Source organism: Streptomyces sp. FIT100 (assembly GCF_024584805.1).
Classification (GTDB): Bacteria; Actinomycetota; Actinomycetes; order Streptomycetales; family Streptomycetaceae; genus Streptomyces.
In genome coordinates this window covers 3,056,075-3,072,087 of the sequence record NZ_CP075715.1, presented here as the reverse complement: position 1 = coordinate 3,072,087, position 16,013 = coordinate 3,056,075, and the positions used below count along the sequence as shown (strand labels likewise).

The window sequence follows — 16,013 nt, the reverse complement described above, 5'->3', positions numbered from 1 at the left end:
TGGAGACCACCATGCCCGTGCCACTGGACCGACCCTGGATCAGAGCAGGACTCGCCGCCTCCGGCTGGCTCGCGCTCGCCGCGACCGCGCTGCCCGGCGGAGCGCCGCTGCGCTGGATCCCCGTCCTCGCCTTCGTCTGCCTCGGGCCCGGGCTCGCGCTGCTCCACCCGCAGCCGCGGGCGCTGCGGCCCGGTGCCCGGCTGGAGGCGGTGGCGCTCGCCGCGCCGCTGAGCCTGTCGCTCGCGGCGCTCGCCGCCACCGCCCTCTTCCTGGCCGAGGCGTTCTCGGCGACGGCCTTCCTCGTGGCGCTTGCCGCGTTCGCGACCGTCGCCGCCGCCCTGCCCGGTGTGCCGCTGCCCGCGGCCACCCGAGGGGCCGCCGGGCGTCCCAAGTCCTTATCGAGGAGCGGCCGATGAGGGGGCGGCGGATGAGGGGGCGGACACCGCGGGTGCGGCGCCAGGCCGCGGCGTCGCACGGCACGTACGCCGCGCTCGTCCTGGCCACCGTCGGCGCGCTGCTCGCCGGGCTCGGGGTGTGGTGGATCGCCCGGACCGACGCGGCCGGGAGGGAGGACGACGCCGGGCCCTCGGGCCGCGGTCACGGACTTCCCGGCAACGCGGCCTCGGGCGCGCTCCCCGAAGGACCCTGCGCCCCCACCGAGGAGCTGGAGCCGCGCTGCGGGGCCTGGTGGGGTGCGTACGTCCCGTACGCACCGGGCGGCTCGCTCACCGAGGCCGTGTACGCCTTCGAGAAGAAGATCGGCCGCAGGCTCGATCTCGTCTACAACTACCACGACATGTCGGACACCCCGCTCGACGGCGAACTCCTCACCGCCGACGAGCAGGAGCTCGGCCGGGACCGGCTGCTGATGCTGGCCTGGGAGTCCACCGTGTGGACCGAGCCGCACCACGCCGGCTGGACCGAGACCCAGCTGGGCTGGAAGAACATCGCCTCCGGGCGGTACGACCGCGATGTCATCGATCCGCAGGCCCGCCGCATCAAGGCGTACGGCAAGCGCCTCTTCCTCTCCTTCGACCAGGAGGCCGACTTCCGGATCAAGGAGGGCGCGGGGACCCCGGAGGAGTTCGTCGCCGCCTACCGGCACATCCACGACCGGTTCGAGGAGCTCGGCGTCACCAACGTGGTGTGGGTGTGGACCGTCTCCGGCTATCTCGGCCACGCCGAGCAGATGGAGCGGCTCTATCCGGGAGACGAGTACGTCGACTGGATCGGCATGGACCAGTACAACTACTACCTCTGCCACAAGTCGCCGAACTGGCTGGACTTCGACCGCAGTCAGCGGCCCTCGTACGACTGGCTGCGCGAGCACATATCCGGTGGGAAGCCCGTCATGCTCGCCGAGTTCGCCACCGCGCCCGACCCGCTCCAGCCGCGCCGCCAGCGCGACTGGTACGCGCGGATCCCGGAGACCGCCCCGACCATGCCCCGGGTGAGGGCACTGGTGCAGTGGAACCGTCCGGTGCCGGGCGCGGGTTGTGATCTGACGGTCAACACCGGTCCCGGCCTGGAGGGTTACCGCGAGGCCGGCCGGGCCGCGTACTTCAGACAGCCCGTCCCCGGCCGCTGACGGGCGCGTCCGGCGCGCGGGCGGGGGTGCCGAAGGCGGGGGCCGGGGTGTCATGGACCCCCCGCGGGTACGCCGCGTCAGGGGGCCGCTCGGCGGCCGCACGGGCCCAGGACGTGCCGTACTCGTACTCCTCGCCGGCGGACCGGCGCCGCCGCACGGGGCGCCGCCGCGGCCCGCGTCCCTTCAGCGCCGCACCGATTCCCGGCGCGGAGACGAGGGCCATCACCGTCATCGAGAGCAGCATCGCCAGCCCTGCCCCGGAGATCCCGGCGGGCCCGAGCAGCACCGCCGCGCTGCCCAGCACCAGCGTGCACATCACCCCCTGGAGCGCGGCGAGCACGCCCGTACGCCCCTGGACGCGCAGCACCCCGATGTAGAGCTCGACGACGACGCGGGGCAGCGCGGCGGCCGCGAGCAGCCGCAGGACGGTCGTGCCGTGGGCGGCGTAGTCGGGCCCGAACGGGGCGAGGATCTGCGGCGCGAAGACGATCAGGACGAGGACGACCGGCACGAGCAGCACCGCCATCCGCCGCAGCGCACCGCGCACCCCCTCGGCGAGGGTCTCGGGGCTGTGCGAGGCGTGCGCGGTGAGCGAGGAGGCCATGTTGATGGCCATGAACTCCATCGTCCCGCCGACGGTGTAGGCGATGTAGAAGAAGCCGTTGTGCGCGGCGTCGAAGCGGACGGCGACCATCACCGGCAGCAGGTTGATCATCGCCAGGGAGAAGAGCGCTCCGACCGAGTCCCCGGCCAGGAAGCGGCCGATGTCCCGGAGCCGCGGCGGCTCCCGGTCGTGGTCGGCGGCGGCCTGGCGGGGGATGAGCCGGCGGAAGACCAGCCAGCCGAGGGGCAGTACGGACAGTCCGATGGCCGCCGCCCACGAGACGAACACGCCGAGCACGGGCATGGCGGTGGCGAACGCGGCGAGCAGCAGCAGCTTGCCGACGGAGAACACGGCGTTGCCGACGGGCACCCACACCGCCTTGCGCAGCCCCGTCAGCACCCCGTCCTGGAGGGTCAGCAGCGCCCAGGCGACGCAGGCGGCGGTGAAGACGAGCCCGGCGACCGGCCCGCGCAGCGGTGCGTACGAGGGCCCCCACAGGTCCAGCGTGACCAGGAAGACGGCGCACGCCAGGCAGACGACGGCCGAACTCACCGCGTACGCACGCCACACCAGCGGCCCGGTCGTCCGGCCCGCCCGCGGCACGTACCGCACGACGGCCCCGATCATCGTCGTCGCCGTGACCGACGCGAGCAGCCTCATCGCGGCGATCGCCGCGGAGCCCTGCCCGACGGCCTCCTCGGTGTAGTAGCGGGCGGCCACCAGCCAGAAGCCGAGCCCGAGCCCGGCCGAGACCCCGGTCGAGAGCATCAGCGCGTAGGCGTTGCGGAACATCGAGTCCCCGCCGCCGTCGGGCGGGGAGTCCGCCTCGCCGCCGCGCGGCGCCTCCCCGGCCGCCGGCTCCTCGGCCGCTGCCTCCTCGGCCGCCGCCTCCTCGGGCTCGCGCAGCCGCGACGCCTCAGCCACCGTCCCCGCCGGGCCGGCACTCTGCCGGGACACCCGCCGGGCGCGCCCCCGACTCCCGCAGCACCGCGATGATCCGCTCCGCCCGCAGCGGATCGGCCGGGAGAGCGTGCCGGGCGAACCAGCGGGCGGCTGCGGGGGCGGGCGACGGATCGGTGAAGAGGCCGGACGCGTAGTCGTCGAGGGGCGGGTCGTAGAGGTAGCCCGTGGTGATCCGGTGGCGGGCGAGGGCGGCGATCGCGGCGTCACGGTCCTCGACGAGGAGCGGGACCCGGAACAGCGGCTGCACCGGGCCGGGTCCCGCGGCGGCCCACGGACTCTCCGACAGCCGGCGTGTCCCGGCGAGATGCGCGGCGAGGCGGTCGTCGAGCCGGTCGAGCAGCCGGGCCGTTCGGCTGTGCCGGGCGGCTCCCGGCGCGATCCGGTAGTCGTGCATGTCGACCCGCACCCAGGAGTGGAACGGTCCGAGCGCGGGCGCCTCCGCCATCGCCTGCTTCAGCTCGTCCGCCCGCAGCGGCATGCGGATCTCCTCGCGCTCCGCCATCCCGAGCAGCCGCATCACCGCCCGCGCCGCTCTCACGAGCCGCAGCCCGCGGACACCGGCCTCCGCGTACGGCCGTAAGGCGTAGGTGAGTTCGGAGGCGAGGCGGGACGGTGCGAGGAGGTCGTCGCGCGCCTCCTCCAGCGCACCGCGCAGCGCCGGGTCGGCGACGGTCAGGAAGCCCCCGGTCTTCGCCGCCGTGTGCTTGGAAAGGCTGAAGACCGAGGCGTCGCCGTAGGAACCGACCGGCCGCCCGCCCACCCGCGACCCGATCGCGTGCGCCGCGTCCTCCAGCAGGGGGATGCCCGACGCGTCGCAGCGGGCGCGCAGTTCCGGCGCCGGGTCCGGATTGCCGTACAGATTCGTCGTGAGGACCGCGGACAGTCCGTGCCACACCGCGTCGGGTACGGCGCGCAGGTCGATGGAGCCGTCGCGCGGATCGAGCGGTGCCTGCACGGGACGCAACCCGGCGGCGAGCACCACGAAGAAGATGACGTCGTCGTTGACGGGCGACATCAGCACCCGTCCGCCCGGCCGGCACCAGTGCCGCAGCGCCACGTACAGCCCGAGCCGGCACGACGGCACGTACAGGCATTCCCTGCCGAGGCGGTCGCGCATGCGCGCTTCCAGCGCCTCCCCCATGACCCCACCGTCCCCCCTGAGCCCCCGGCTCAATGTGGCCCATACCGGACCGCACCGTCAATAAGGCGGAAGGGCCCATCCCTTGACGGAATGGACCCTTCTGAACGGACCCTTCGGACGGACCCATGGAGGGGATCCTCGGGTGGGGCCGGGGCGGCCCGGGGCGGCCGGGGGCGGTCACTCCTCGACCGTGAGCCCCTTCCTGAGTCTCCGCAGTGTGCGCGAGAGCAGCCGCGACACATGCATCTGCGAGATGCCGAGCTCCTCGCCGATCTCCGACTGCGTCATGCCGGCGACGAAGCGGAGCGACAGGATCGTGCGGTCGCGCGCGGGAAGCGAGGCGATGAGCGGCTTCAGCGACTCGATGTACTCGATGCCTTCGAGGCCGTGGTCCTCGTACCCGATGCGGTCCGCGAGGGCGCCCTCGGTCTCGTCCTCCTCGGGCTGGGCGTCCAGCGAGCTCGCCGTGTACGCGTTGCTCGCCGCCATGCCCTCGACGACCTCGTCGTTGCTGAGGCCGAGCCGCTCCGCGAGCTCCGCGACCGTCGGCGCGCGGTCGAGCTGCTGGGCCAGCTCGTCGCCCGCCTTCGCGAGGTCGAGGCGGAGCTCCTGGAGCCGCCGTGGCACCCGCACGGACCAGGACGTGTCGCGGAAGAAGCGCTTGATCTCGCCGACGATGGTCGGCATCGCGAAGGTGGGGAACTCGACGCCCCGGCTGAGCTCGAAGCGGTCGATCGCCTTGATCAGGCCGATCGTGCCCACCTGGATGATGTCCTCCATCGGCTCGCTGCGGGAGCGGAACCGGCCGGCGGCGAACTTGACCAGGGCCAGGTTGAGTTCGACGAGCGTGTTGCGGACGTACGCGTACTCGTGGGTGCCTTCCTCGAGGACTTCGAGGCGGGCGAAGAGCGTCTTGGAAAGCGCCCGGGCGTCCACGGGTCCGACCTCGTCGAACGGTGGGATCACCGGGAGTTCGAGCTCACCGAGGTCGGCATGCCCGGCGTGCCCGGCGTGCTCGGTCGGCGTGTGCCCGGGGTGTGCGGGGTCTTCGAGGTGATCGTGCTGACGTGTCGACGGCGCGTGGGGGGTACGCGTTTCGTCGAGCCGGGGTGACATGGTCTCCTCCATGGTTCTCGGCACAAGGCTGCCGATGCCTACCTGTCGCTGCGGTGTGCGGCGCCTCCGAAGCCGGCCGTGTTGGTTGTGTCCCTACTAGCCCTACCCGCTCTTTGCTGATGGTTGCAAGTGTCAAATGTCATAGTTGTCTGATTTGTGGGGGAGTTCGGCTACCGAGAGCCGTAGGGAAGGCGTAATGTTCCTCGGACGTCAACGGCATCGGCGATGAGGCGAAGAGGACGTTCATGGACCGCAAGACGGTCGAAAGCGCGAATCGGGGCCGGCTTCGGGTCGAGGTCCGCACCGAGGGCCGGAGCGAGATCGTGACACCGCGAGGTGAGCTCGATCACCACACGGCCGATTTGTTGCGTGTGCCACTCGACGAAGCGCTGGACCAGGGCCGGACACGGCTTGTGGTCGACTGCTCACACCTCGAGTTCTGCGACTCCACGGGCCTCAATGTGCTGCTCGGTGCCCGGCTCAGGGCCGAGGCGGCCGGGGGAGGGGTCCATCTGGCAGGGATGCTGCCCGTCGTCGCCAGGGTCTTCGAGATCACCGGTGCCGAGGCGGTCTTCACCGTCCATGACTCGCTCGGGGCGGCGCTGGTCGACTGATCGCCCAGGGCTGAAAGGCCGGGGGGTGTTGTCCTGATTCGGCCGGGCAGAAGACCCCCGCGGACCGCACCACCCGCACCCGCACTGCCCCTGTGGAGTCCGTTGTGAAGTCCGTCCAGCACTGTCCGTCCCTGCACTCTCTGTACTGAAGCAATCGCGAACTGGTGAATCGGTGAGGTGAAGCGCTGATGAGCACCACCCGGCAGCATCCGCCGGGCGACCGTGGCCCCGAGCCGGACGGCGCAAGCTCCGATCCGTCGTCCGCCCCCGATGTGTCCGACCTCCGTGTGCGCACGCTCGCCCTGGGCAGCGCCAGCGGCATCGTCCCGCTCGCACGCGACTTCACCCGGCAGGCGCTGTACGACTGGGGCTGGCTGCCCGCCGCCTCCGCCGACCGCCGCGCCGCCGCCGAGGACGTTCTGCTCGTCGTCTCCGAGCTGGTCACCAACGCCTGCCTGCACGCCGAGGGGCCGGAGGAGCTGCGGGTCTCCAGCAGCGCGAAGGTACTGCGGCTGGAGGTCACCGACCGCGGTACGGGCCAGCCGGCGCCGCGCACCCCGCACCGCGCCGGCCGGCCGGGCGGGCACGGGATGTTCATCGTGCAGCGGCTCTGCATGGACTGGGGAGTGATGCGCATCCCGGGAATGCCGGGCAAGACGGTGTGGGCGGAGCTCGCGGCGCCCTCGTAGCGACCGGAACGCCGTGTTTCGAACCGGCATTTGAAGCAGTTGTGGAGCACGGCGATCCGCCGTGCTCTTTGTCTTCCCTCCATCGGGACCCAGGCGTACCTTGAGCGCCCGATCTGATGTGTCGTCAGTAACTTGCGGCGACTTCCCGGCATGAGGGGAATTCGAGGTGTCGTACCAGACGTACCGGAAACGGACAGCTTTCACGCTGGCGGCGGCGCTGGCGGGCTCGGTGGTGCTGATGGCCGCCCCCGCCGCCCATGCCGAAGTGGTGGACGTGGACTACCAGTGCCAGACGCCGATCGGCCCCAAGGGCGCCGTCTCGCCGATCGACATCAAGGCCGTCAAGAGCGGTAGCTCCTACAAGCTCACGATGTCGTTCGAGAAGGGCGTCTCGTCGAGCCCCGTCGAGCTCGGCAAAGGCGCGATGAACCCGAGCGCGCTGATCAAGCTGGGCGGCGCGGACAGCGGGACCGTGCCGGTGTCGGGACCCGCGAACGCCGAGGCGGTCCCCGCCAACACCCCTATCAAGATCAATGACTTGTCGGGTACGTACACCCCGAAGAAGACGGGCAAGGTCACCTTCACGGCGGGCGTGCTCACCATCAAGGCGCTGGGTACGACCACGACGTGCACACCCAAGAACAACCCGAAGCCGTCCCTCGAAATCGACGTCCAGGCGGCGGCCGGCGGAGGCGGCGGTTCGCAGTCGGGCTCGGGCTCCGGGGAGTTGCCCAAGACCGGCCCGCTCGACTCGGCGATCGCGCTCGGCACGCTCGGCGGCACGGTGTTCCTCGCCGGGGTGGCCGGAGTGCTCTGGCTGACCCGCCGCGGCGCGCGGCCCGCGAGCTGACCGTGCTGCCGCGCGCCCTGCTGGCCACCGCCGTCACCGCACTGCTGTGCGGGCCCCTCGGCGTGCCCGCGGCCGCCGCGGGGCCGGGCTGGACGGCGGAGCCGGCGGCGGGCGGCAGACCGTACGTCTATCTGGAGGGACCGCCCGGCACGGTCCTTGAGGACCGGATCTCCGTGACCAATCCGGGCACGGCGCCGCTGACCGTACGGCTGCGGGCGGCCGGGACGAGTTGGATCGCGCTGGCCGGGGACCGGGAACGGGACCCGGGCCGGGTGACCGTGCCGCCCCGCACCCGCGCCGACGTGCCGTTCTCCGTCACCGTGCCGGCGGGCGCCCCGCCCGGCGACCACACGGCGCGGATCGTCGCGACGGCCGGCGGCCGTGACGCGGTCGTACGCGTCCACCTGCGCGTCGGCGGTCCCGCGCTCGCCGCACTGACCGTCGAGGACGTGCGGGTGGACGGCGGGCGCATCCACTACGCCCTGGTCAACCGCGGGAACACGGTCCTCGCCCCGCGCCTCGCCGTCAGCGCCGACGGCCTCACCGGCGCACTGCTGGACCGCCCGGCCCGCCCGCTCCCGCTGGAGCTCCGGCCCGGCCGCCGCGTCGACCTCACGGAACCCTGGTCCGACCCGCCCGCCCTCGACTCCGTCGACGTCACCCTCCGCGTGACGGCCCAGGGCGGCGCCCACGGCGAGGCGACGGCCTCCGCGGTCTACGTCCCGTGGGGCGCCGCGACCGGCGTGGCGCTCGCCCTCGGCGCGGCGGCGGCCGGGGCGGCGGCCCTGCGACTGAAGCGCACCGAACGGCGACTGGCGAAGGTGGGAGACCGACCGTGAACGCCCAATTCAAGCCTCTCCGACGCGGGCGCCTCGGCCTGCTCCTCAGCGCGCTGCTCGCCGCCGCGATCACGCTCACCGGCCCGTCCCCGCTCGCGGCCGCCGCCGTACCCGCCTCCGCACCCCTACCTGCCTCCGTACCCCTAACTGCCTCCGCACCCGCCGCCGACGCGGAGCCCGCCGTCACGCTCTCCGCCCAACAGGCCGGCAAAGGCGGCGACATCACCGTCCGCGGCACCGGCTGGCGCCCGAACGCCCTGCTGATGATGCTGATCTGCGGGCAGTCCGCCCCCGGCCGGGGCGTGATCGGCGGCACCAACTCCTGCGCCAACGCCGACGGCCGGGCCGTCACCACCGACGCCAAGGGCGCCTTCAGCAAGAAGATGCCGGTCGCGGAGCCCCCCAAGCCGTGCCCGTGCGTCGTCCACGTGGCGACGGTCACGGGCGAACAGGCCGCCGTGGACGCCCCGTTCACCGTCGCGGGCCACCCCACCGCCCCCCTCCCACAGCAGACGGGCGACGGCAAGCTCGCCGTCCTCACCGCCGTCGACCTGCGCGGATCGAGCGGCCTGCTCGTGTGGTTCGGCGCCCCGCCCACCCGCGAACTCGTCCTCACCGTCGGCAACCTCGGCTCCGCCCCGGTCAACGACCCCGTCTTCCAGGTCGGCACCGCGCACGGCGTCTTCGCCCCGCAGTGGGAGGAGCGGCAGTGGCGCGGCACCATCCAGCCCGGAAAGAAGGCGCGGGTCACCCTGCCCGTCCAGCTCGCGGCGGGCGCACACGGCGACTACCACGTCTCGGTCAAGTACGGCGCCAAGGTGCTCGCCGAGCAGCCGTGGGGCGTGGGCAGGCCCTGGGGCGTGACGCTCTTCTGGGTGCTGCTGGCCGTGGTCGTACCGGCGGCGCTGTTCCGGATCGGGATGGCGGTCGTGGACCGGGTGCGCCCGCGGCGCACGGTGGGGCGTCCCCGTAGGTCCCGGACCCCCCGTAACGGCCGCCACCGGAACGTACCGCCCGTGACCACGACCACCACCGCCGCGGCGGCGCTGCCGTGGTTCACCCCGGACTCCGCACCGTCAGAGAACCGACCCACGACGAAGGGACACACGTGAGCACGCAACGGAGGATGAGCGCGGCAGGGGTCGCGCTGATGCTCTGCGGCGCGGGGATCCTGCTGACCGCGGGACCGGCCCACGCCGCCGATGTGTCGTACGCGACGGAGTGCATCCCCCCGGCGATCTCCGGGCTGCCGCCCGTCCAGGGCACCACCAAGGTGCAGATCACCGCGCCCGCCGAGGCCAAGGTGGGGGACGAGATCGAGGTGGTCTGGAAGACGGTCGAGGCCGCGTCCAAGAACCCCGACATCCTCGACCTGGAGAAGGACACGGTCAAACCGACCGGCACCGTCAAGGTGGCCGGGGCGCAGACCGGTGACCTCGCGATGGACGGCCCCCGGCAGAACCCGCCGATCCCCAAGAACAGCCCGATGGTGCTGCCCGACATGAAGGGCAAGCTCAAGCTGACGGCGCCGGGCGAGATCACGCTGACGCCGGACGGGTACAACATCAACGTCTCCAAGCCGATCTCGACGGACACCAAGTGCTCGCCGAAGGAGACCGTCCAGCCCGGCACGACGGTCAAGGTGACGGAGGCCGGCGGCAGTTCGGGCGGTACGACCACCGGCGGCCTGCCGACGACCGGCGGTGTCACGACCGGCGGTCTGCCGACGACGGGCGGCACGACGGGCGGGCTGCCCACGACCGGCGGCCTGATCAGCGGCGGCGGCGACTCGGGCGGCACCGACTCGGGCGGCTCCACGGCGGGCGGCACCAGCTCCGGCGGTACGAGCAGCTCCGGCGGTGGCGACTCCGGCGGGACCACCGGGGGCGGCGGCCAGACCGACTTCGAGGGCAAGGAGATCGAGGTCCCCTACTCCTGCAAGACGCCCATCGGCGACAAGGAGGCCGTCTCCCCGGTGCAGATCAACGCCAAGAAGAACGGCGGCGACTTCGACCTCACCGTGAAGTTCAACAAGTCCGTCATGGACAGCCCGGCGGACATCCCCGCCGACTCCGTCAAGCCCTCGATGGAGGTCAAACTCGGCGGCGCCGACACCGGCTTCGTCCATGTCGAAGGGCCCACGAACCCGGAGCCCATCAAGGCCGGCGACCCGATCGAGATCCCGGACCTGAAGGGTACGTACAAGCCGGGCGCCACCGGGAAGACCACCCTCAGCCCGGGCGTCCTCACGGTCATGGCGCTGGGCACGACCACGACGTGCACCCCGCCCGCCGACGTCGAGTTCTCCCTCGAACTCGACACCTCCGCCCAGCCGGGCGGCGCGGCCGGCGGCGGCTCGGCCTCCGGCTCCGCAGGCGGCGGCGACGCCTCGGGCGGCGGCCTCGCCGACACCGGATCCGAGGACACCCCCGTCCTCCGCGCCCTCGCCCTCGCGGCGGGCACGGTGATCCTGCTGGGCGGCGCGGTCTTCACGTTCACCCCATGGGGCCGCCTGCGCGGCGCGCGGTAGTCCGCGATCTCCGAGTCGGGGGCCCATGAGAAAGGGACGGGCCCGGCACGCATCGCGTGCCGGGCCCGTCCCCGTTGCGGTAAGGAGCGTCAGTGGACGTTGCCCATGAGCTCCTGGACCTTCTTGCGGTACATCCAGATCGCCGCACCCGCGACCACGGCGAGGGCGGCCTGAAGGGCGATGATGCCTGTGCCGTTCAGGTCGACGCCGGCGAGCGAGAGCAGACCCGTGGTGCAGTCGCCCGCGGTGACGGCGAGGAACCACACGCCCAGCATCTGGCTGGAGTACTTCTGCGGAGCCATCTTCGTGGTCACCGACAGACCGACGGGGGACAGGCACAGCTCGGCGATCGTCTGGATCATGTAGATCGAGACCAGCCACATCGGGCTGACCTTGGTGCCGTCACTCGCCATGGCCATCGGGACGATGAAGACGAAGAACGAGGCGCCGACCAGGACCAGGGCCATCGCGAACTTCACGATGGTGTTGGGCTCCTTGTTGCGGCGCGCCAGCGCCAGCCACATCCAGGCGAAGACCGGGGCCAGCGCCATGATGAACAGCGGGTTCAGCGACTGGAACCAGGTGGCCGGGAAGCCCATGCCGAACAGGGAGTCGGCGGTCTTGCCGTCGGCGAACAGCGACAGGGTCGAACCACCCTGGTCGTAGATCATCCAGAAGACGGCCGCGGCGACGAAGAACCAGATGTAGCCGGAGACCTTGGACTGCTCGACCTTGTCGAGGTCCTTGTCCCGCTTGATACGGACCAGCACGGCGACCGGAATGATCAGGCCGGCCAGGGTGATCGGGACCAGTGCCCAGTTCAGGGTGTATATGCCCAGGGCGACCACGACGCCGTAGAACGCGGCGATGAGCACGGCGCTGACAGCGACCTTGGTGAGGAGCGTCGTGCGCTCCTGAGGGGTCAGCGGGTTCGGGACGACGTTGCTCTTCGGGCTGAGGCTCTTGGTGAAGGCCAGGAAGCACGCGAGTCCGAGACCCATGCCGACCGCGGCAAGGGCGAAGCCGAGGTGCCAGTTGACCTTCTCGCCGACGGTGCCGACGATGAGCGGTGCCGCGAACGCACCGAGGTTGATGCCGATGTAGAAGATCGTGAAGCCACCGTCACGGCGCGGGTCGTCCGGACCATTGTAGAGGTGGCCGACCATCGTGGAGATGTTGGCCTTCAGCAGACCGGAGCCGACCGCGACGAGCGCGAGGCCGACGAAGAACATCGCCTGGCCGGGCACGGCCAGCGAGGCGTGGCCCGCCATGATGACGAATCCGGCGATGGTGACGGTCTTTCGGGCGCCCCAAACGCGGTCACCGAACCAGCCGCCAGGCATGGCCATCAGGTAGACCATCGAGACGTAGACGGAGTAGATCGCCGTCGCCGTCACCGCGGTCATCGCGAGGCCGCCGCCCTGGCTGCCGGTCGCGGCGTCGGCACCGCCGGAGACCAGGTACAGGACGAGAAGGGCACGCATGCCGTAGTAGGAGAAGCGCTCCCACATCTCGGTGAAGAAGAGGGTGGCCAGACCGCGGGGGTGGCCGAGGAACGTCTTCTCGTTACCGGCGGTGCCGGGCGAGGCGTTCGTCGTCAGGCTGGACGCCATGTCGATCCTTGCTGCTCGGGACGCGTCTCCCGCTTCGTGAGCGGGTTCGCGCCCGGTGGGGGGCGGCCGGCACCGGCGGTGGGCGGTCCCGCCCCACGCCAGAGGGGGCCCGTCTCGCGTAGGCGTACGGAGACGAGGGACACGTCCGCACCGGGATCCACGCCCCGTGCGCGGCGTCGCGCGTGAGGCCCGGCCCACAGGTCATTCACTGTCCCGGGCCGGCGGTGACCGGACCTGGGCAGAAAAGAGACCCTTGGTGCGCGATGCAGCCAAAGGTCCCCGATAGTGCTAAAGGCGTTTCCTCACCATACGACACGACACCTGGGGTTATGGAAGGGTTTGAGACCAGGATCACAGGTGTTCAGGGAACCGCCTGCCCAGTTTCGAAGGTGACTAACAGGATCGCATGCCGAACCCGCAGGGCCTGTGGATCACCTCACGGGGCGTCGCTCTCGCGGACTACCATCAGCCCATGACCCGTGTACTGCTCGCCGAGGACGACGCATCCATCTCCGAGCCGCTGGCGCGTGCCCTGCGCCGGGAGGGGTACGAGGTCGAGGTCCGCGAGGACGGTCCGACCGCGCTCGACGCGGGGCTCCAGGGCGGTGTCGATCTGGTCGTGCTGGACCTCGGACTGCCCGGCATGGACGGGCTGGAGGTCGCCCGCCGGCTGCGCGCCGACGGGCACACGGTGCCGATCCTGGTGCTGACCGCCCGCGCCGACGAAGTGGACACGGTGGTCGGCCTGGACGCCGGCGCCGACGACTATGTGACCAAGCCGTTCCGCCTCGCCGAGCTGCTCGCCCGGGTCCGGGCCCTGCTGCGCCGCGGCGCCACGGAGCCGTCCGCGGCGCCCGCCACGCACGGCGTGCGGATCGACGTCGAGTCGCACCGCGCCTGGATGGGCGACGAGGAGTTGCAGCTCACGGCCAAGGAGTTCGACCTGCTCCGGGTCCTCGTGCGGGACGCGGGCCGGGTGGTCACGCGTGACCAGCTGATGCGCGAGGTCTGGGACACCACGTGGTGGTCCTCCACCAAGACCCTGGACATGCACATCTCCTGGCTCCGCAAGAAGCTCGGCGACGATGCGGCCAACCCGCGGTACATCGCGACGGTCCGCGGCGTCGGCTTCCGCTTCGAGAAGAGCTGAGCGGGCTTCGGGGCTTCGTGCCCGGACCCGCGTCGGGACCGCCGTACGCTCGAAGGCAGCCCCGACATTCGCGAACCCCCGCCCGGAGGGCCTGGCACCGTGCGCCGCCGTCTCATCAGTTCCACGCTCGCCGTGGTGCTCGTCGTCATCGCCGTCTTCGGGGTCTCCCTCGTCATCGTCGAGACGCGCACCATCAGCAACAGCGCCCAGGAGAGCGTCGAGTCCGAGGCGCTGCGCCTGGTCAGCGTCGTCGAGCCCAAGGTTCTGGAGCGGGAGCGGGTCGACGCCGAGGCGCTCGCCGAGCAGATCGGGCCCGACCGTTACGCGCTGATCCGGATCCCCGCCGCCGCCCCCATCGAGATCGGCGAACGACCGTCGGGCAGTGTGATCCGTGCCACCGCGACCGGGGAGCAGGGGGAGAGCGTCACCGTCGAGGAGTCCCGTGCCACCGTCACCCGCGAGGTCGGCCGGACCCTCATGATCATCGGTGCCGTCGCGCTGCTCGCCGTCGTCGCCGCCGTCCTCCTCGCCGTACGGCAGGCGAACAGGCTCGCCTCACCGCTGACCGACCTGGCCGAGACCGCGGAGCGCCTCGGCTCGGGGGACCCGCGCCCACGCCACCGGAGGTACGGCGTCCCGGAACTCGACCGGGTCGCGGACGTCCTGGACTCCAGCGCGGAGCGGATCGCGCGGATGCTCACCGCCGAGCGGCGGCTCGCCGCGGACGCCTCCCATCAGCTGCGTACGCCTCTGACCGCGCTGTCCATGCGGCTGGAGGAGATCTCCGTCACCGACGACCCGGAGACCGTGAAGGAGGAGGCGACCATCGCGCTCGCCCAGGTGGAGCGGCTCACGGACGTCGTCCAGCGGCTGCTCACCAACTCCCGGGACCCGCGCACCGGCTCGGCGGTCGCCTTCGACCTCGACGAGGTCGTCAAGCAGCAGATCGAGGAGTGGCGCCCGGCCTACCGCAGCGCGGGCCGCGCCATCGTCTGCTCGGGCAAGCACGGGCTGCAGGCCGTGGGCACACCGGGCGCGGTCGCCCAGGTGCTGGCCGCACTGATCGAGAACTCGCTGATGCACGGCGGCGGCACCGTCGCCCTGCGGACGAGGGTCACCGGCAACCAGGCGGTCATCGAGGTCACCGACGAGGGGCCGGGCGTACCGGCCGATCTCGGTGCCCGCATCTTCGAGCGGACGATCAGCGGCCGGAACTCGACGGGCATCGGGCTCGCCGTGGCCCGCGATCTGGCGGAGGCGGACGGCGGCCGGCTGGAGCTGCTCCAGCAGCAGCCCCCGGTCTTCGCGCTGTTTCTGAGCCGGGAGTCGCGCCGCCTCAAGGACCGGACGGACCGAGCCGATCGGACGGACCGAGCCGACCGATCGGACAGGACAGACCGAGCCGACCGGCCCGGTGAGCACGAGCGCCCCATCCGCTGAGGCGAAGGTCCGGATTGGCTGAGGCGCGGGCTCAGCCGCGGCCGCCCCGGCCGCTGCCGACGCGGTCCGGCTGCTCCTCGGCCCGCCGCTGCTCCAGGAACGATTCCGCCGTCTGCACGGCCTCGCGCGCCGGCAGCGCCCGGAACACCCAGGTGCGGTACGACCAGAAGCGGAACAGCGTCGCGACGCCGATTCCGAAGAACTTGAAGAAGTTGCTCTGAAGCGAGCTGTCCCAGTCGAAGCCGTACGTCGCCGTGTACAGCACGCCGTTCTCGATCACCGCTCCGACCGCGCTGAACAGCAGGAAGAGCGTCAGCTCCTTCGTGCGGCCGCTCTTGTCGCGGTCGCGGTACGTGAAGTAGCGGAACCCCACGTAGTTGAAGAGGATCGCTATCAAGGTCGCGAGCAGGCTGCACCGGACCACCGGGATGTCGGTGGTGTGCCGCAGCAGATTGAAGGCCGCCATGTTGACAAGCAGCCCCATGGCGCCGACGGCGCCGAACTTGGCGACCTCGCGCGCGAGCCGGTTCAGTCGCACACGCAGCGCGCCCCGTTCGCTCATGGTGATCGCTGGCCCCGTCCGGTCGGCATCTGGTGATCATGCTGATCGTCGACGCTGCTGAACGTCAACGCGACCACTCTAACCAGCACCCCCCTGACTTGCCCTGTGGACGATCGCAAACATCGTCCGGGGCTCTCGCCGGGCCGTCCCCCCGGAGCCTCCTCGACGCCCCCTCGGCATCGTTTCGGCATCGTTTCGACCTCTCCTCGACCGCTCCCCGACGTCTCCCTCACGCCTCCGCGACATCTGCCGGACGCCCTCTGCGGGACTGTGGCATCGCCCAGACGTCGGAGCCGCCCGGTTTGGCGGATACC

The 16,013-nt window shown here is 71.7% G+C and carries 15 protein-coding genes; 10 read left to right on the top strand and 5 right to left on the bottom strand.

The window, feature by feature from the left end; genetic code table 11:
* Positions 1-11: 11 nt before the first annotated feature.
* Together KK483_RS13365 and KK483_RS13360 are read left to right on the top strand one after the other, a co-directional pair.
* On the top strand, positions 12-416 hold the full coding sequence (locus KK483_RS13365) for a hypothetical protein (protein ID WP_262005451.1): 405 nt from the start codon (positions 12-14) through the stop codon (positions 414-416).
* 11 nt (positions 417-427) lie between these two features.
* Positions 428-1,588: a glycosyl hydrolase gene (locus tag KK483_RS13360; RefSeq protein ID WP_262005450.1), complete on the top strand. Its 1,161-nt coding sequence runs from the start codon at positions 428-430 to the stop codon at positions 1,586-1,588.
* Here KK483_RS13360 and KK483_RS13355 read toward each other — a convergent pair.
* From KK483_RS13355 to KK483_RS13345, 3 genes are all read right to left on the bottom strand, one after another.
* Positions 1,563-3,116: a lipopolysaccharide biosynthesis protein gene (locus KK483_RS13355; protein WP_399014018.1), complete on the bottom strand. Its 1,554-nt coding sequence runs from the start codon at positions 3,114-3,116 to the stop codon at positions 1,563-1,565. The two genes, KK483_RS13360 and KK483_RS13355, sit on opposite strands and share 26 nt — an antisense overlap.
* Positions 3,109-4,272, bottom strand: a complete 1,164-nt coding sequence (locus KK483_RS13350) for a DegT/DnrJ/EryC1/StrS family aminotransferase (protein ID WP_399016046.1) — start codon at positions 4,270-4,272, stop codon at positions 3,109-3,111. The genes KK483_RS13355 and KK483_RS13350 overlap by 8 nt, the downstream gene beginning before the upstream one ends.
* A 201-nt stretch (positions 4,273-4,473) precedes the next feature.
* Positions 4,474-5,412, bottom strand: coding sequence for an RNA polymerase sigma factor SigF (locus KK483_RS13345; protein WP_262005448.1), 939 nt, complete (start codon positions 5,410-5,412; stop codon positions 4,474-4,476).
* A 245-nt stretch (positions 5,413-5,657) separates the two neighbouring features.
* On the opposite strand from KK483_RS13345, the gene KK483_RS13340 reads away from it, so the two are divergent.
* The 6 genes from KK483_RS13340 to KK483_RS13315 all read left to right on the top strand — a co-directional run bounded on the left by KK483_RS13340 (position 5,658) and on the right by KK483_RS13315 (position 10,934).
* Complete coding sequence (locus tag KK483_RS13340; RefSeq protein ID WP_262005447.1) at positions 5,658-6,026, top strand: STAS domain-containing protein; 369 nt, start codon at positions 5,658-5,660, stop codon at positions 6,024-6,026.
* A 188-nt stretch (positions 6,027-6,214) separates the two neighbouring features.
* The gene (locus KK483_RS13335) at positions 6,215-6,715 is read left to right on the top strand and encodes an anti-sigma regulatory factor (RefSeq protein ID WP_262005446.1); all 501 of its coding nucleotides are present in this window, start codon (positions 6,215-6,217) and stop codon (positions 6,713-6,715) included.
* A gap of 238 nt (positions 6,716-6,953) precedes the next feature.
* Positions 6,954-7,565 carry a peptidase gene (locus tag KK483_RS13330; protein WP_262009467.1) on the top strand — a complete coding sequence of 204 codons (612 nt, stop codon included), beginning with the start codon at positions 6,954-6,956 and terminating at the stop codon, positions 7,563-7,565.
* Between the two features lie 2 nt (positions 7,566-7,567).
* The gene (locus KK483_RS13325; protein ID WP_399014015.1) at positions 7,568-8,404 is read left to right on the top strand and encodes a hypothetical protein; all 837 of its coding nucleotides are present in this window, start codon (positions 7,568-7,570) and stop codon (positions 8,402-8,404) included.
* Positions 8,405-8,472: 68 nt separating this feature from the next.
* Complete coding sequence (locus KK483_RS13320; protein WP_399016042.1) at positions 8,473-9,516, top strand: hypothetical protein; 1,044 nt, start codon at positions 8,473-8,475, stop codon at positions 9,514-9,516.
* Between the two features lie 14 nt (positions 9,517-9,530).
* Positions 9,531-10,934 carry a hypothetical protein gene (locus KK483_RS13315; protein WP_262005444.1) on the top strand — a complete coding sequence of 468 codons (1,404 nt, stop codon included), beginning with the start codon at positions 9,531-9,533 and terminating at the stop codon, positions 10,932-10,934.
* Positions 10,935-11,023: 89 nt separating this feature from the next.
* Here the strand turns inward: KK483_RS13315 and KK483_RS13310 are convergent, their stop codons facing one another.
* A complete protein-coding gene (locus KK483_RS13310) occupies positions 11,024-12,547 on the bottom strand; it encodes a peptide MFS transporter (protein ID WP_262005443.1) in 1,524 nt (507 codons plus the stop codon).
* 472 nt (positions 12,548-13,019) lie between these two features.
* Between KK483_RS13310 and KK483_RS13305 the strand changes: the two genes are divergently transcribed.
* Both KK483_RS13305 and KK483_RS13300 read left to right on the top strand, forming a co-directional pair.
* Complete coding sequence (locus KK483_RS13305) at positions 13,020-13,697, top strand: response regulator transcription factor (RefSeq protein WP_242337352.1); 678 nt, start codon at positions 13,020-13,022, stop codon at positions 13,695-13,697.
* Between the two features lie 99 nt (positions 13,698-13,796).
* Positions 13,797-15,137: an ATP-binding protein gene (locus KK483_RS13300; RefSeq protein ID WP_399014012.1), complete on the top strand. Its 1,341-nt coding sequence runs from the start codon at positions 13,797-13,799 to the stop codon at positions 15,135-15,137.
* 31 nt (positions 15,138-15,168) lie between these two features.
* Here KK483_RS13300 and KK483_RS13295 read toward each other — a convergent pair whose 3' ends face one another.
* On the bottom strand, positions 15,169-15,699 hold the full coding sequence (locus KK483_RS13295) for a GtrA family protein (RefSeq protein WP_262005442.1): 531 nt from the start codon (positions 15,697-15,699) through the stop codon (positions 15,169-15,171).
* Between the last annotated feature and the right edge of the window lie 314 nt (positions 15,700-16,013).

Bases quoted from the DNA above. Each gene is read 5' to 3' on its own strand.
- KK483_RS13365 (WP_262005451.1), top strand. From the start codon at position 12: ATGCCCGTGCCACTGGACCGACCCTGGATCAGAGCAGGACTCGCCGCC.
- KK483_RS13360 (WP_262005450.1), top strand. From the start codon at position 428: ATGAGGGGGCGGACACCGCGGGTGCGGCGCCAGGCCGCGGCGTCGCAC.
- KK483_RS13350 (WP_399016046.1), bottom strand. From the start codon at position 4,272: ATGCGCGACCGCCTCGGCAGGGAATGCCTGTACGTGCCGTCGTGCCGG.
- KK483_RS13345 (WP_262005448.1), bottom strand. From the start codon at position 5,412: ATGTCACCCCGGCTCGACGAAACGCGTACCCCCCACGCGCCGTCGACA.
- KK483_RS13340 (WP_262005447.1), top strand. From the start codon at position 5,658: ATGGACCGCAAGACGGTCGAAAGCGCGAATCGGGGCCGGCTTCGGGTC.
- KK483_RS13335 (WP_262005446.1), top strand. From the start codon at position 6,215: ATGAGCACCACCCGGCAGCATCCGCCGGGCGACCGTGGCCCCGAGCCG.
- KK483_RS13330 (WP_262009467.1), top strand. From the start codon at position 6,954: ATGGCCGCCCCCGCCGCCCATGCCGAAGTGGTGGACGTGGACTACCAG.
- KK483_RS13315 (WP_262005444.1), top strand. From the start codon at position 9,531: ATGAGCGCGGCAGGGGTCGCGCTGATGCTCTGCGGCGCGGGGATCCTG.
- KK483_RS13310 (WP_262005443.1), bottom strand. From the start codon at position 12,547: ATGGCGTCCAGCCTGACGACGAACGCCTCGCCCGGCACCGCCGGTAAC.
- KK483_RS13305 (WP_242337352.1), top strand. From the start codon at position 13,020: ATGACCCGTGTACTGCTCGCCGAGGACGACGCATCCATCTCCGAGCCG.
- KK483_RS13295 (WP_262005442.1), bottom strand. From the start codon at position 15,699: ATGAGCGAACGGGGCGCGCTGCGTGTGCGACTGAACCGGCTCGCGCGC.